The 14876-nt window shown below is 36.9% G+C and carries 14 protein-coding genes; 8 read left to right on the top strand and 6 right to left on the bottom strand.

The features are described 5' to 3' along the window. Positions 1-20 precede the first annotated feature (20 nt). The 5 genes from UXI14_RS05935 to UXI14_RS05915 form a co-directional block, all read right to left on the bottom strand. Positions 21-1382 (bottom strand): exonuclease domain-containing protein, encoded by a 1362-nt coding sequence (locus UXI14_RS05935; RefSeq protein WP_335965337.1) that lies wholly within the window; start codon positions 1380-1382, stop codon positions 21-23. Between the two features lie 79 nt (positions 1383-1461). Next, a complete protein-coding gene (locus tag UXI14_RS05930; RefSeq protein ID WP_335965336.1) occupies positions 1462-2136 on the bottom strand; it encodes a YggS family pyridoxal phosphate-dependent enzyme in 675 nt (224 codons plus the stop codon). A 26-nt stretch (positions 2137-2162) separates the two neighbouring features. Continuing rightward, on the bottom strand, positions 2163-3395 hold the full coding sequence (locus UXI14_RS05925) for a DUF1015 domain-containing protein (protein ID WP_335965335.1): 1233 nt from the start codon (positions 3393-3395) through the stop codon (positions 2163-2165). A gap of 258 nt (positions 3396-3653) precedes the next feature. Continuing rightward, positions 3654-4550, bottom strand: coding sequence for a 3-hydroxybutyryl-CoA dehydrogenase (locus UXI14_RS05920; protein WP_335965334.1), 897 nt, complete (start codon positions 4548-4550; stop codon positions 3654-3656). A gap of 30 nt (positions 4551-4580) precedes the next feature. Continuing rightward, positions 4581-5549, bottom strand: coding sequence for a Gfo/Idh/MocA family oxidoreductase (locus UXI14_RS05915; protein WP_335965333.1), 969 nt, complete (start codon positions 5547-5549; stop codon positions 4581-4583). A gap of 296 nt (positions 5550-5845) precedes the next feature. Here UXI14_RS05915 and UXI14_RS05910 point away from each other — a divergent pair, with 296 nt between their 5' ends. Together UXI14_RS05910 and UXI14_RS05905 are read left to right on the top strand one after the other, a co-directional pair. Beyond that, positions 5846-6487 carry a protein-L-isoaspartate(D-aspartate) O-methyltransferase gene (locus UXI14_RS05910; protein ID WP_277899404.1) on the top strand — a complete coding sequence of 214 codons (642 nt, stop codon included), beginning with the start codon at positions 5846-5848 and terminating at the stop codon, positions 6485-6487. Positions 6488-6498: 11 nt separating this feature from the next. After that, complete coding sequence (locus UXI14_RS05905) at positions 6499-6756, top strand: hypothetical protein (protein ID WP_335965332.1); 258 nt, start codon at positions 6499-6501, stop codon at positions 6754-6756. A 405-nt stretch (positions 6757-7161) separates the two neighbouring features. On the opposite strand, the gene smpB is transcribed toward UXI14_RS05905, so the two are convergent. Beyond that, a complete protein-coding gene (gene smpB / locus UXI14_RS05900) occupies positions 7162-7620 on the bottom strand; it encodes an SsrA-binding protein SmpB (RefSeq protein WP_335965331.1) in 459 nt (152 codons plus the stop codon). 233 nt (positions 7621-7853) lie between these two features. Here smpB and UXI14_RS05895 point away from each other — a divergent pair, with 233 nt between their 5' ends. The 6 genes from UXI14_RS05895 (at position 7854) to UXI14_RS05870 (ending at position 14811) form a co-directional block, all read left to right on the top strand. Next, positions 7854-8684, top strand: a complete 831-nt coding sequence (locus UXI14_RS05895) for a S1-like domain-containing RNA-binding protein (RefSeq protein ID WP_335965330.1) — start codon at positions 7854-7856, stop codon at positions 8682-8684. Positions 8685-8815: 131 nt separating this feature from the next. Further along, positions 8816-9658, top strand: coding sequence for a 1,4-dihydroxy-2-naphthoyl-CoA synthase (locus UXI14_RS05890; RefSeq protein WP_277899400.1), 843 nt, complete (start codon positions 8816-8818; stop codon positions 9656-9658). A 39-nt stretch (positions 9659-9697) separates the two neighbouring features. Further along, positions 9698-10309 (top strand): SPOR domain-containing protein, encoded by a 612-nt coding sequence (locus tag UXI14_RS05885; RefSeq protein WP_335965329.1) that lies wholly within the window; start codon positions 9698-9700, stop codon positions 10307-10309. Between the two features lie 9 nt (positions 10310-10318). After that, on the top strand, positions 10319-11227 hold the full coding sequence (locus tag UXI14_RS05880; RefSeq protein WP_335965328.1) for a 1,4-dihydroxy-2-naphthoate polyprenyltransferase: 909 nt from the start codon (positions 10319-10321) through the stop codon (positions 11225-11227). Between the two features lie 30 nt (positions 11228-11257). Beyond that, the gene (locus UXI14_RS05875; protein ID WP_335965326.1) at positions 11258-12019 is read left to right on the top strand and encodes a response regulator; all 762 of its coding nucleotides are present in this window, start codon (positions 11258-11260) and stop codon (positions 12017-12019) included. An 809-nt stretch (positions 12020-12828) separates the two neighbouring features. After that, positions 12829-14811 carry a histidine kinase dimerization/phosphoacceptor domain -containing protein gene (locus UXI14_RS05870; protein WP_335965324.1) on the top strand — a complete coding sequence of 661 codons (1983 nt, stop codon included), beginning with the start codon at positions 12829-12831 and terminating at the stop codon, positions 14809-14811. Positions 14812-14876 lie beyond the last annotated feature (65 nt).

The raw sequence follows: 14876 nt of genomic DNA, 5'->3' as shown, positions 1-14876 counted from the left end.
TAGTAGTTTTTTATACATATTTAGTTAAAGTTTAATTTTTTCAAATTTCTCTTTTTTCGAATGTAAGCATGTATTAAATGTTTTGCATTTTTGGTGTGCTGCATGGGAGCCAAAATAGATTTTATAATTTCTATATTGTTAATTTGATGGTTTAAGTCAAAATACCCAATTCCTTTAAAATCACCATCCTCTATAAAAACAAAACTATGCTCGCTTGCATTTCTTCCTTTGTCTATAATAAGCATGGTTTTATGGTTTATACTGTATTCAAAAATGGCCTTTTTCACCCTTTTATTGTATGTTTGGGCGGGTTCTGTGCCAATACAGGCACCTTTGCATTTACCAATGGTATAATTATAGCAATTTTTTTTTGCTTCCGATAGTCCGTTTAATTTATTGCAGAGTTCAAATTCTTCATCGATCTTGTGTAAAAAGTTATATGCCTGTTGGTAATTAGAGAAAGTGGTTACACAGTTTCCGGTGCTTTCTACTTTTTTTATTTTTAAGAAAAAATATCCGTTTTTATCTTTCGACAGGTACAAGCCATGTGTGAACAATTTTTTGCTTTTTTTATTGTAAGGAGGTTTGTTTAAATTAACTTCTGCATTTTCCTTTAGGAGCGCAATAAGTTCATTACCGGTTTCGTCGTACGTTACCGCCCTTACTTCCTTTTGGATTTTCATGAATTTTCGGGAGGTGTTCACAAAAATTTGATTAACCCTTTTTTGGATATTCCTGCTCTTGGCCAAAAACATAATCTTTCCGTCAAGATCGTGCATGTAAAAAACCCCGACGGCATTTGGGAGGCGCTCCACAATGTCTATGAGCCTGGGGTTAAGTTGGCCTACGTTTTCGGCCCTTATGTTGTTTTGGATGATTTTTTTTGAAGCATCCTTGGTGAGCAACATTTTAAAAAGCTTAACGGTTGCTTGGGCGTCTCCATTTGCCCTGTGACGATCGCTAACGGGTATGCCCAACGACCGCACCAGTTTTCCCAAACTGTACGATGGCTGTTCGGGAATGAGCTCTTTGGCCAGCTCTACCGTGCAAACCGATTTTCGCTGGTAATCGTAGCCCAGCCGTTTAAACTCGGTTTGCAATATCCTGTAATCAAATTGGGCATTGTGGGCTACCAAGGTGCAATTTTCGGTTATTTCCACAACCCTTTTGGCAATTTCAAAAAATTTGGGAGCCGTTTGCAACATGGCATTGTTGATGCCCGTGAGCTTGACTACAAAGGGCTGTATTTCTTTTTCGGGATTTACAAGACTTATAAACTGGTCGGTTATTGTATGGCCGTCGAACCTATAAATGGCAATTTCCGTAATACCTTCTTCATTATATTTTCCTCCTGTGGTTTCTATATCGAGTATTGCGTACATTAATATATTTGGTAGTGTTTATTGTATAATCGATTATTTAAAAATAGTTAAAAAGCAACAAAAAAACCGCACTCCAGATTTAATTATAATTCCGGGCCCCAAAAATGTTGCTCCCAATCCTTACCATATTGCTTCCGCAGGCTATGGCTATATTGTAGTCGCCGCTCATTCCCATGGAAAGGGTGTCGATGTTAATTTTGGCCGAAGCGGGGTAAATTCCCTTTAATTTTTCAAACAGGCCATGAAGAAAGGTAAATTCATCTTTTATTCGGGTTTCATCTTCGGTAAAGGTAGCCATGCCCATCAAGCCCATTATTTTAATATTTTGCATGTTTTTAAACTCGTCCGAACCCAGTAAAGAAATAACTTCTCCTTCATCCATGCCAAATTTTGTATCTTCTTTGGCAATATGTACCTGCAATAGGCAGTTAATAATACGGTCGTGCTTTTGCGCTTGCTTGTTAATTTCCTTTAAAAGTTTTAGGCTGTCTACCCCGTGTATCAAGCTAACAAATGGTGCCATGTATTTAACCTTGTTGCGCTGTACGTGACCAATCATGTGCCACTTTATGTCCTTCGGAAGATTTTCCCATTTAGAGGTCATTTCCTGTATTTTGTTCTCCCCAAAAACACGTTGTCCGGCACCGTAAGCAATCATTATGTCGCTTTCTGGTTTTGTTTTGGAAACGGCTACAAGGGTTACATTTTTTGGTAACGATGCTTTAATCTGTTCTAAATTTTCTTTGATGGACATTTTTTATCTTTTTTAACTAATGCTTTCTAAAACTCATAAATAGTGAGTCCGCTTTTAAGTTTGGGCTCTATGTAAGTCGATTTTGGCGGCATTTTAAGGCCTTCGTCCGATATTTTTTTCATTTGATCCACCTTTATGGGAAAAAGGCTGAAACCAACCTTAAATTTACCCTGATCGATGAAGTCTTTCATTTTAATGGTATTGTATTTCCCATAACCATATTCAATCCTATTGTCGTTTCTCAGGTCTTCTATCCCCAAAATGGGTTTTAACACCGTGATGTATAAAATATGAGTGTCCAGTTCGCTCAATGAATTGCTGAACTCGTAATGTTTTCTAAGGTAGAGCGAATAGAACTCACCATCGAGATACATACCGAAATGGTGTTTTTTTGAAGGCTTGTATAGGTCGTCGCCACGGTTTTCAATTCTAAAATGCTCGTCGAGCTGAATTAGGAATTCCTCTTTGCTCAATCCGTTCAGGTCTTTTACCATCCGGTTAAAATCGTATATTTTTAGGTTGGATTCCGGTATAAAATAGCTCATAAAATAATTGTAAGGCTCTTTTCCGGTATGGTCTGGGTTGTTGCTCTTTAATTCTTCTGCCAATAAATTGGATGATGCAGAACGGTGATGCCCATCGGCAATATAAACGCAATCCATTTTTTTAAATACCTGCTGTATGGTATCGATAATTTTTAAATTGCTGATTTTCCATAAACAATGAACTGCCTTGTCGGTGGTAGCAAACTCATATTCGGGTATTTCTTTGGTAACCGTTGTTATAATAGCATCGATTTCTGCATTATCGGGGTAGGTAAGGAGCACTGGCTCTGCATTAAAGCCTACTGTTTTTAGGTAATCCTTAAACAATTCTTCCCGTGTTTGTAATGTGGCTTCATGTTTTTTTATGCTGTTATTTTGATAATCTTCTACGCTGGCACCAGCAAAGATGCCGCAAAAATCCCCTTTTCGGGTTTTTATTTTATAGATATACAACGACGGACTTTCATCTTTTGTAAAAACATTTTCTTCTATAAATTCCAAATAGCGGTTCCGTACCAATGAAAAACGCCTTTCGCCAGAGATGTCATGATGAAATTTATACCCCGGGTTGATAATGTGCAAAAAGGAGAACGGATTGTATGATAAAGTGGCGTTAAGCTCGTTGGTGGGGTAATCTTCATACGACCTGGACACTACAAGGCTTACTTTGTCCTTGGTAGGTCGTACTGCCGCAAATGGAATGATTTTTACCATACTTTTTTCTATTGATAGTTAACGATTGTTTTTTTGTTTCAGGTTTCAGGTTTCAGGTTTTTGGTTGTTATGCTGCTATCATGCTATGTTGTTGAGGGTTGAGACTCCAGAGGTTCAAAGGGTCAAAGTTTAATAACTTATCCCTAATCACTTTTCCCTCTTCCCTAATAACCATTAACAATTAACAATTCCCTAATCCCTTTTCACTAATCACTATTTGAGGTTTCAGGTTCTTGGTTTATTTTGACTACCAACTGCTTACAAAAACTGTTTAGCTAGCTTTTCGGCTTTTTTACTTTCGGAATAATCGTAAAAGCCTTCTCCGGATTTTACGCCCAGCTTTCCTGCGGTAACCATGTTTACCAATAACGGACATGGTGCATATTTTGGATTTTTAAATCCGCTATACAATACGTTTAAAATGGACAAGCAAACATCCAAACCAATAAAATCTGCCAATTGCAAGGGTCCCATGGGGTGGGCCATTCCCAGTTTCATAACGGTATCGATTTCGTAAACTCCGGCAACATCGTTGTAAAGCGATTCTATGGCTTCGTTGATCATGGGCATTAATATTCTGTTGGCAATAAAGCCCGGATAATCGTTTACTTCCACGGGAACTTTCCCTATGGTTTTAGAAAGTTGGAATATGGAAGATAGCACTTCGTTGCTGGTATTATAGCCTTTTATGACTTCTACCAATTTCATGATGGGAACGGGATTCATAAAATGCATGCCGATAACACGCTCGGGATGGGCAACCGCAGTTGCTATTTTTGTAATGGAAATAGAAGATGTATTGGTGGCCAAAATGGTAGAACTTGAGCAAAATTTACCTAAATCGCCAAAAATCTTAAGTTTTAGGGCCTCATTTTCGGTTGCGGCCTCAATAACAAGATCGGCATTTTCAACACCTTTTTTTGTATCTGTAAAAGAGTTGATATTTTTTAAGGTACTGGCTTTTTCTTTTTCAGAAATTTTTTCTTTGGCCAGCATACGGTCAAGGTTTCTTTCTATGGTCTGTAGTCCGCGCTGTATGGAGTCTTCAGAAATATCAATCAAATTAACCGAAAAACCGTTTTGTGCAAAAGTGTGCGCAATGCCATTTCCCATTGTTCCAGCACCAATTACTGCTATTTTTTTTAGAGTCGTCATATTTAATATTTGTAATTAATAACCCCGGTTTTAGCCGCGTTCCACGAGACTTACAATTTGCATGGCCACTTTTAGGGCTGCCGTGCCTTGTTCCAGGCTAACCGCGGTTTCCGTATTGTTGTTAATTGCATCGGCAAAAGTTTCCAGTTCATCTAGAATGGCATTGTTCTGGGTTACTTTGGGGTTTTCAAAATAGATTTGCTTTTTATCGCCTTCTGCATTTTGTAATACCAGTGCATACTCGTCCGGTTTCTTTGGAGCATCCTTCATTTTTACAACTTCTACCTGTTTTTCAAGAAAGTCTACCGAAATATAGGCATCGCGTTGAAAAAATCTTGATTTACGCATGTTTTTAAGCGAAATCCTGCTAGCCGTTAAATTGGCAACGCAACCATTTTCAAATTCAATCCGGGCATTGGCAATGTCGGGAGATTTGCTAATTACCGAAACCCCGCTTGCGTTAATGCTTTTTACCGGAGACTTTACAACACTTAAAATAATGTCAATATCATGGATCATAAGGTCCAGGACAACGGGAACGTCCGTACCACGCGGGTTGAACTCCGCCAAACGGTGTGTTTCTATAAACATGGGGTTTTCTATCTTGTCTTTTACAGACATAAATGCGGGATTAAAGCGCTCCACATGCCCAACCTGTCCCTTTACATTGTTTTCCCTGGCCAATAAAATAAGTTCCTCGGCCTGTTCAATGGTTTTGGTAATGGGTTTCTCCAAAAAAACGTGTTTCCCCTTTTTAATGGCCTGAACGGCACATTTGTAATGAGATAGCGTGGGCGTTACAATGTCAACAACATCAACGGCATCTATAAGTTCTTCGATGGATGGATAATATTTATAACCAAATTCTTTTACAATTTTTTTGGCGTTTTTTTCGTCAGGGTCGTGAAAACCAACCAGTTGGTATTTATCAGATTGATTGATAAGCCTTAAATGAATTTTTCCAAGGTGACCGGCACCTAGAACACCTGCTTTAAGCATACTATATGTTTTTTAACAAAAATAAGGTTATTGATGGATTCTTTCAACCTTATTAATAAGTGTTTTTAAAAATAGCATAAAAAAAGAGAATAAAGATGCTGTTGCTTTTTGTTTTCTGAAGGAAATACGGTATCTATAAGCCATGGGGTATACAACGCAATTAATTGTTGGCAATACCATTGTTGAAAACTTTAACTTGTTATTTTACAGCTGATAATGATATAAGTAGAAAATAGGGCATAGAAGTTCGATTGAAAATTTATAATTTTACTCCACGATTAAAACAAACCTAACACTTGAAAGATACCTATAGACACCAAGGAATGCGTAACAAACTGGCCGGGATTGTACAGGAAAAAGGAATTTCGGACAAGCGGATTGTTAATGCCGTAAAGAAAATTCCCCGACATTTGTTTATGGACAGCAGTTTTGAAGATCATGCCTACCAAGACAAAGCTTTTCCCATTGGTGCCAGTCAAACTATTTCCCAACCCTATACAGTTGCTTTCCAAACGGAATTGTTGAACATAAAAAAAGGCGACACAATTTTGGAAATAGGTACCGGAAGCGGATACCAGACAGCCATGCTGCTGGAATTGGGTGCCGTGGTCTATACCATTGAAAGACAAAAGGAATTGTTTAAAAAAACAAACCTATTCCTCCCGAAACTGGGATACAAGCCCAAAAAAATGATTTTTGGAGATGGCTACAAGGGCTTGCCGGACGAGGCTCCATTTGATGGTATTATTGTAACCGCCGGGGCTCCTTTTGTGCCCAAACCCCTTATGGCGCAACTTAAAGTAGGGGGCAGGCTGGTAATTCCGGTTGGTGATGCCGTTCAAACCATGACATTGTACACGAGAAAGTCCCCCAAAGAATTTGAAAAACATGAATTTGGCGAATTTAGGTTTGTACCAATGCTTGAAGATAGAAATTAAACATATAAAATATGCTCGACAGATTATTTTTAAATAAACTTACCAAAAAAGGAAAAATTGCTTATTGGATTATTCAATTAGGACTAGACGTTATTCTAGGGATTGTACTTTTTGGCGTGTTGGATTATACGTTGGACAGGGGTAATGACGGAAGGACTTTTTTTATAGTAGGTGCAGTTGCCTCTTTGTTGATATCCGGACTGATATGTTTAAGCATTTGGAAGGCACCAAAAGAAATTGCTGTTGTAGATGAAGATAAAAAGGGCTGATTTTTAGGCTAGATATCTTGTTAATAGTTAACTGTTAATTTGTCAGTTCTCGTTGTTATGTAGCTACGATGTTACGTAACTATGCTATTATCATTGGACTTGATTATTGTCGCTTTTCACTAATCCCTTGTCCCTTTTCACTTTTTACTAAAATCACTGTCACTTCGACGAAGGAGAAGTCGCGTAATGTAAGGAGTCGATAAAGTTAACAAGGAAAAGGATTCAAAGTTCAAGGTTTAAGATTGTTACGCTGTTATGTTGTTACGATGCTATGTGTTGAGAGTTGAGAGTTCAGAGGTTCAACAATTAACCATTAACAAATAACTAACCACCTCATCACTTTTCCCTTTTTCACTCTTCCCTTTTCACTAATCCCTAACACTCAACAACTACCTGGAAAAACAGCTAATTATAAGCTTTTTTTATCCTGTCCAGATTGCGCTTGTTGTCGCGGTCTTTTATGGTTTCGCGCTTGTCGTACAGTTTTTTACCTTTTGCCAGCGCAATTTCCATTTTGGCCAAACCGCGGTCGTTAACAAACAACCGTAGCGGTACAATGGTGTTTCCCGATACTTTTACCGATTTATGCCATTTTTTCAACTCCCTTTTGTTTAGCAAAAGCTTGCGGGCGTTTTTTGGGTTATGGTTAAAATGCGTAGCATGCGTATACTCTTCAATGGTCATGTTGATAACAAAAAGCTCGCCCGCATCATTAAATTCGCAGAAACTTTCGGCAATGGAAGCCCTACTTTGTCGTATGGACTTTATTTCTGTTCCCGATAAAACGATGCCCGCCACATATTTGTCTAAAATTTCATATTCAAAACGGGCCTTTTTGTTCTTTATGTTTACATGTTGTTGCATAAGTGTCAAAATTAATAACATTTATTGAATTGACAGCTTTACGGGGTTAATTTATGGGAAATTGCAAGACATTTGTATATATAATCTTCATTTAAACGAAGTTTGACGTTGCCGGTTTTCAGTTTTATTACATGGAAACTTAATTTATGCATCAACAGAAAGTTATTCATATAAAAATTAAAAAATTCAATATTAAATAGCGTCCTTTGCAATTATTTTGTTACAATTATAAAATGATACAGATAGGAGAATATAATACGCTTGAAATATTAAGGGAAACTTCTGTGGGCTTGTTTTTGGGCGATGATGATGGAAACGATATACTTTTGCCCAATAAATATGTGCCCGAACATTACGAAATTGGAGATACGTTGGCAGTATTTTGCTACCTGGACCATGAAGAACGTCCCATAGCCACAACGTTGACCCCGAAAATAACCAAAGACACATTTGCTCTGTTAAAAGCTGTAGAGGTGAACAATATTGGCGCATTTTTAGACTGGGGGCTTGAAAAACATTTATTTGTGCCGTTTAAAGAGCAGGCCCGAAAAATGGAGGCCGGCAAATGGTATTTGGTATATGCTTATCTAGACGACGAAACCGATAGGATGGTTGCCTCCAGTAAAACAAACCAGTATATGGATAACGATGTCTTGACGGTTGAGGCTTATCAAGAAGTAGAACTTATTGTATCCCGTTTTACCGAGATAGGGGTAGAGGTTATTATCAACCAGAAACATAAGGGGCTGGTTTACAACGACGAAATTTTTGAAGACTTAAAACTGGGCCAGCACATAAAGGGGTATGTAAAAAAAATTAGGGAGGACCATAAAATAGACATTAGTCTGCAACCTATTGGTTTTAAAAATTTAGAGCCAGCTTCTCAAAAAGTACTGGAGGCCATTAAAAGGAGCCACGGGTTTTTAGGCCTGCACGATAAAAGCAACCCCGAAGACATAAAAGCTATTTTAGGGATGAGCAAAAAAAGCTTTAAAAAGGCTATTGGCGTTTTGTACAAAAACAAGCAAATCCTGATAAAAGAAGACGGAATATCCTTGGTATAAGCATTTAGAACGTTTTTTTAAGGGGAAAATGGCAAAGAACTGCTTTGAGGCGTTGTATTTGCTCAAAAAAACGGGCATTTATTTAGAAATGCAAAGTTTATCTGTTACATTTGAAAAAAATACCAATAAGTATGAGCTTACCACAGTGGGAAACTGTTAAGGAATTTGAAGATATTACCTATAAAAAATGCAATGGTGTAGCCAGAATTGCATTTAACCGTCCCAATGTTAGAAATGCATTTAGGCCAAAAACGACCAGTGAATTATACCAAGCGTTTTACAATGCGCAAGAAGATACAAGCATTGGGGTTGTTTTGTTGTCTGCCGAAGGGCCTTCTACAAAAGATGGTGTTTATTCCTTTTGTAGTGGTGGCGACCAAAAAGCGCGCGGCCACCAAGGATATGTTGGAGAAGATGGGATGCACAGGTTGAATATTCTTGAAGTTCAACGACTTATACGTTTTATGCCAAAAGTGGTTATTGCCGTAGTTCCAGGCTGGGCCGTTGGTGGCGGACATAGTTTGCACGTGGTTTGCGATATGACGCTGGCAAGCAAGGAACACGCCATATTTAAGCAAACAGATGCCGATGTTACCAGCTTTGACGGTGGCTATGGCTCTGCCTATCTTGCTAAAATGGTAGGGCAGAAAAAGGCTCGGGAGATTTTCTTTTTAGGAAGAAACTATTCCGCACAGGAAGCTTTTAACATGGGCATGGTAAATGCCGTTGTTCCACACGACGAGCTCGAAAGTACGGCCTATCAATGGGCGCAGGAAATATTAGAAAAATCCCCCACATCCATAAAGATGCTCAAATTTGCAATGAACCTTACCGATGACGGTATGGTTGGTCAACAAGTCTTTGCCGGAGAAGCAACCAGATTGGCTTATATGACCGAAGAAGCGAAAGAGGGAAGGAATGCATTTTTAGAAAAAAGAAAACCTAATTTTAAAGATATAAAGTGGATTCCGTAGCATAAAATAACTGATTGTTTAATCAAAAAGATATGTATTATGCCATACATTGACGAACATCACTTAGTAGATTTGCACAAGACTATCGAATCTAAAGAGGTTAACGAAGAACGCCTTTTAAACGAATTGCGTAAACAAAGGGAAGAAAAAGAAGAGATATTGAGAAAAAAGGATATTTTTAAATGGACCTCAATTTCACTTGTAATGATTCTTGTTGTTGGAGTCGCCCTATATTTTGTAAAACCTTCCGTGTATGTTAACGACACATACCTGCAATCCAAAAACAAAAAGCTTATCAATACAAATGAAATTGATAATTACCAGCAACAAATATCCATGCTCGAAACCAAGGTTGAAAGTAATATTCCACAGGAGATAAGCACCATAGATTACAGGGACCTTAATTCTGAAGTTATTTATGCCGTACAAATTGCTGCACTGGAAAACAGAGACCTTTCTTTATATTCAGAAGAACTTCGGAACATTAATCAATACAAGGACAAACCTTACAATAAATATTCATTGGGCAATTTTACTTCATTAGACGATGCAAAAATATTTAGAAAGGAACTCATAGCGCTTGGCTTTCAAGATGCTTTTGTAGCTTCTTATAAAAACGGAAAGCGCATCAAGATTGAAGATGGCCTATAATTTATTTGAATGACAAAAATAAAAACTCTTTTATCGGCCGCCAGGCTTAGAACATTGCCCCTTTCAATATCTGGTATTATTGTTGGTTCGGCCATTGCTTTTTCAGAAGGTTTTTTTAATGGCACTATTTTAATACTGGCCTTAATTACAACCGTTGGGCTACAGGTGCTCTCTAATTTTGCCAACGATTATGGCGATGGGGTAAAAGGTACCGATAATATGGAACGTATTGGCCCCATGAGGGCACTGCAAAGCGGTATTGTGACCGACAGGGAAATGTTGACGGCAATTATCATTACTACTATTTTGACCTTGGCCTCGGCTATTTTTCTTATTTATGTGTCTTTTGAAAACCGAAATTTCAATCACTCCATTATATTTTTTCTTTTGGGAATAACTGCAATTGTAGCGGCCATAAAATATACCGTTGGAAATACCGCATATGGTTATAGGGGCTATGGAGATGTTTTTGTATTTGTTTTTTTTGGCTTGGTGAGTGTTTTAGGTACTTATTTTTTATATACGCAACAGTTAAGCATTGATGTTTTTTTACCTGCTTTTTCGGTCGGGTTGTTAAGTGTAGGGGTTTTAAACCTCAATAATATGCGGGACATGAACAGCGATAAAAAAGCCAATAAAAATACGTTGGTGGTTAAAATTGGTATAGACAAAGCCAAAATTTACCATTTTAGTATTATTATTTTGGCAATGGCTTTTGGGATTATCTATTTAATTTTGAATTATAATGCTGCATACAACCTGTTATTTTTAATCTCGTACCTGCCTTTAATAATGCATCTTAAAAGGGTAAAGCTTACCAAAGATGCAGCAAAATTAGACCCTGAACTAAAAAAATTAGCACTGAGCACTTTTCTATTTGCAATCCTGTTCTTGCTTGGTTATAATATTTTTTTGTAGATTTAGAACAGATTTTAACAGCACAAAATTTTGGACCAACTAATTAAGATTCTAATTGTCGAGGACAATGTAATCATTGCAGACGACATGCAATCCATGCTCGAAGACATCGGGTACGAAATCGTGGCAAACGTAGTAGATTACGAAAGTGCCGTAGAAGCACTCTCAAGCCAAGATATAGACCTAGCGCTCGTGGATATTGTTCTCGCATCGAAAAAAACAGGGATAGACCTGGGAAAACATATCAGGCAAAATTACAACATCCCCTTTATTTTTGTAACCTCAAACTCAGACAAAGCTACCGTAGAGAATGCTAAGAGTGTAAAACCAAACGGTTATTTGGTAAAACCATTTGAACAACAGGACCTTTTTACTTCAATAGAGATCGCGCTTTCCAATTTTAACGATGAGACATCGGTTATTACGGAAAGATCGGCCGTAGAAGAAGAGGACGATGGCAAAATGGTTTCCAACTCCGTATTGCGAAATTCAATCTTCGTTAAAAAGAACCAACATTACTACAGGATTCCTTTTGACGATATTCATTATGTCAAAGCAGATAATGTATACCTTGAAGTTTATACCGAAGACAAAACCTTTTTGGTTCGGTCGGCTTTAAAGGATTACCTGGTAAAATTGCCTTCCAAGCAATTTTACCGTGCTCATAAGTCGTATATTGTTAATATCGATCAAATTGAAGCCATCAATACAAAAGACATCATGATAAATGGGAAAAACATTCCCATTTCCAAGGAATTTAGGGAGTTTATTCTTTCAAATATGAACTCTTAAAATTTCGTTAACAACATAATGTAGTCTTTTAACCACATAAAAAGAGGAGTATACAACAATAATTTTTTAGTATTAAGTAAGCAGTATATATTTGGAGTGTTGTTAGTTAAAAATTGATTAAGCCCCAATATATCAATTAAAAACGCAAAGCCTTAAACCTATACTATTACTTACTACTACCTACCTAATTAAATGGTATTTAAAAAGAGTTTTAGAGCAATCTAAAACTCTTTTTTTTGTTTTCAATTCAACCAAGAATAGAGAGCCAAAATTTACCAGAAAGTATGTTTGCGAACATATTTGTGCTTTATACAACACTATATGCCGTTTACACAACAAAAATTATTATTCCTCTAAAAGAAGCCATAAGTTAGCCCTGTTGATAATTAAAAAGTTGGTTAATAGCAAAGACAACTTATTTTTTCATAATGTTATTATAAAAGAGTTTTAAGTCCCCCCTTAAAACTCTTTTTATTTTAAAAGGCAGTCAATTGCTTACAAGTAAAAATGTATTATTCTTCACAGAATTTCATATTTAAACTTTTTTACCACATAAAACTCTTCTTATACAACAAAAATTTACTTTTTTCGGTTATATAGACTAAGTTTACCGCGCTGTTAAGATGTTAATTATATAATAATGACGCTTGGAGGATTAATTATTATATATGTTATCTGAAAAAAAGCCTAAATATTGTATTTAGGCTTTTTTAAAGTTTTATATTGATGGCCAACCAGCCTGGAACATGTATTCGATCGATAAAGGCCGGTTCGTGCCACAGTGCCAACGGAAAATAAAAGCCCATTTTATGGGATTAAAGTTAGAAATAGCATTGCAACGCTACACAACATATAAAAAGACCGTTTTTTTGTTCTTGCTGCTTAATGCAGTTGTAATTTGCTATGCCCAAAAGGCCGATACCGTTAACAACGATCCTTTAAAGGAGTTTTTAAAGATTAATTCTACCGAAGAACGTTTCAATTACTTTTTTAATACCAATAACCGTTACCAGATTAGCTCGGCATATACTTGGCTGGATTCCATAAACAAACCTTTAATTGAAGCCGAAAAATACAAGGATTCTGTTACCGTATTTAAATACAAGACTATTTTGGCCCAGCTTTATTACGATGTTGGAAACTACGATAAAGGAGCTTTAATAGCCGAATTGCTATATCAAAAAGAAGGAAAACTGGGCAGGGAAGTAAAAATACAGTTGCTTAAAACCCTGGATAAGCTTTATGAAGAGCTGCAATTGTACGATAAGCAACTGGAAATTAGAAGGGACCTTAAAAATGCCGGGGTAGCTATTGTCCTGTATGATGTATATGCAGAATTAGGCTTGTACAGACAGGCCATGATGGAATATGTAATTGCCAATAAAACCAAACTGGAAACAAGCAACGACGAATTTTATAAGGCAAAGTATTACAACGATCTTGGAGTTTATCTTTTAAAAGATGGTTCCATATACACGGCGCTAAAAGACATAGAAACTGCCAAAAAAAGCATCGATAATTACCTAAAGGATACCAGTATTAGTGTCGACAGGTTTAACGAAGCCGTTTTCTTAAAAGGTAAAATAGAAAGCAATTTAGGAAAATGCAAAATGTTCCAGAGCAAATTCAAGGATGCGCTCCCTTATTTAGAGGCTGGGGTTTCTGCCAGTAAAATACACGATAATGGCATGTATTCCAAAACCACGGTCGATTTATGGGGCAATATTGCCGAATGTTACCTGGAAATTAACAATCTTGAATTGGCAAAGGCATATCTGGACAGTATTGTCCAGCAGCAAAAAGTAGTAAAGTCCAACTCGGTTAATTACAATCGCTTACGGGCCAATTTTTACTTAAAAGACAGTTCCCCCGATTCTGCTTCGCTTTTTTTTAAAAAATATGTAAAACTTAAAGATTCGGTAGATTATAGCAGTAGAAAAAAGCAATTGCTGAGCCTTTTGGTGCAATTCGACCTTAAAAACCAAAAAGAAACCATAGAAAGGCAACGCCTTAACCTTGAAAAAAATAAGGCAGAGATTTTAGAACGGGAAAAGGCAATCTACCTAAGTGTTTCTGCGCTGGCATTATGTATACTTTGTGTAATTGGATTAATTGTTGCGTATTTAAAAAGTACAAAAAATAAGCGCCTAATTGAAAACCAAAAACGAATTATAGAAAACTCATTAATAGAAAAAGATTCCTTGCTCAAGGAGATCCATCACCGCGTAAAAAACAATTTACAGGTGGTATCGAGCTTGTTGAGCATTCAAACAAAAAATACCAAAAGCAAGTCGGCCATAAATGCCTTGGAAGAAGGTAAAAGCCGGGTAAAGGCAATGGCATTGATTCATCAAAAATTATATCAAAACGAGGATCTTTCGGTCATTAAAATGCAGGAATACATAGAATCGTTATCGGCAAGCATTCAATCTGTATACAAAAAAAACGGAGACAAAATTCATATACACATCAATGCAGAAAGTTCAGAACTGGACGTAGACAGGGCTATTCCCATTGGTTTGATTTTAAACGAGCTCATTTCCAATTCTTTTAAATATGCATTTGAGCACGGCAACAAAGGAAACATATACATTAGCTTGATAAAAGAAGAAGACAACAGAATATTGTTTGAATATAAAGACGATGGCATGGGGCTCCCCGATGGGTTCGATACCGAAGTGTCTGGCTCAATGGGAATGAACCTTATAAGAAGGCTTGCCAATCAGCTACGTTCCAAAATAAATATCGACAAGAATTTACAAGGTGTTCGTTTTTGGTTTTATTTCGATTAAATTTCCTTAATTTTAGGCTGGGAAATCATGATTAATTATGATTTTGTGCTTTGTTTAATCAAAAA

Source organism: Galbibacter sp. PAP.153 (assembly GCF_037029175.1).
In the GTDB taxonomy this organism is placed as follows: Bacteria; Bacteroidota; Bacteroidia; order Flavobacteriales; family Flavobacteriaceae; genus Galbibacter; species Galbibacter pacificus.
The sequence above is the reverse complement of the archived record's forward strand: the minus strand, read 5'-3'. Positions and strand labels throughout refer to the sequence as shown.

Bases quoted from the DNA above. Each gene is read 5' to 3' on its own strand.
- UXI14_RS05920 (WP_335965334.1), bottom strand. From the start codon at position 4,550: ATGACGACTCTAAAAAAAATAGCAGTAATTGGTGCTGGAACAATGGGA.
- UXI14_RS05915 (WP_335965333.1), bottom strand. From the start codon at position 5,549: ATGCTTAAAGCAGGTGTTCTAGGTGCCGGTCACCTTGGAAAAATTCAT.
- UXI14_RS05935 (WP_335965337.1), bottom strand. From the start codon at position 1,382: ATGTACGCAATACTCGATATAGAAACCACAGGAGGAAAATATAATGAA.
- UXI14_RS05925 (WP_335965335.1), bottom strand. From the start codon at position 3,395: ATGGTAAAAATCATTCCATTTGCGGCAGTACGACCTACCAAGGACAAA.
- UXI14_RS05880 (WP_335965328.1), top strand. From the start codon at position 10,319: ATGACAAAAATAAAAACTCTTTTATCGGCCGCCAGGCTTAGAACATTG.
- UXI14_RS05905 (WP_335965332.1), top strand. From the start codon at position 6,499: ATGCTCGACAGATTATTTTTAAATAAACTTACCAAAAAAGGAAAAATT.
- UXI14_RS05895 (WP_335965330.1), top strand. From the start codon at position 7,854: ATGATACAGATAGGAGAATATAATACGCTTGAAATATTAAGGGAAACT.
- UXI14_RS05930 (WP_335965336.1), bottom strand. From the start codon at position 2,136: ATGTCCATCAAAGAAAATTTAGAACAGATTAAAGCATCGTTACCAAAA.
- UXI14_RS05885 (WP_335965329.1), top strand. From the start codon at position 9,698: ATGCCATACATTGACGAACATCACTTAGTAGATTTGCACAAGACTATC.
- UXI14_RS05870 (WP_335965324.1), top strand. From the start codon at position 12,829: ATGGGATTAAAGTTAGAAATAGCATTGCAACGCTACACAACATATAAA.
- UXI14_RS05890 (WP_277899400.1), top strand. From the start codon at position 8,816: ATGAGCTTACCACAGTGGGAAACTGTTAAGGAATTTGAAGATATTACC.
- smpB (WP_335965331.1), bottom strand. From the start codon at position 7,620: ATGCAACAACATGTAAACATAAAGAACAAAAAGGCCCGTTTTGAATAT.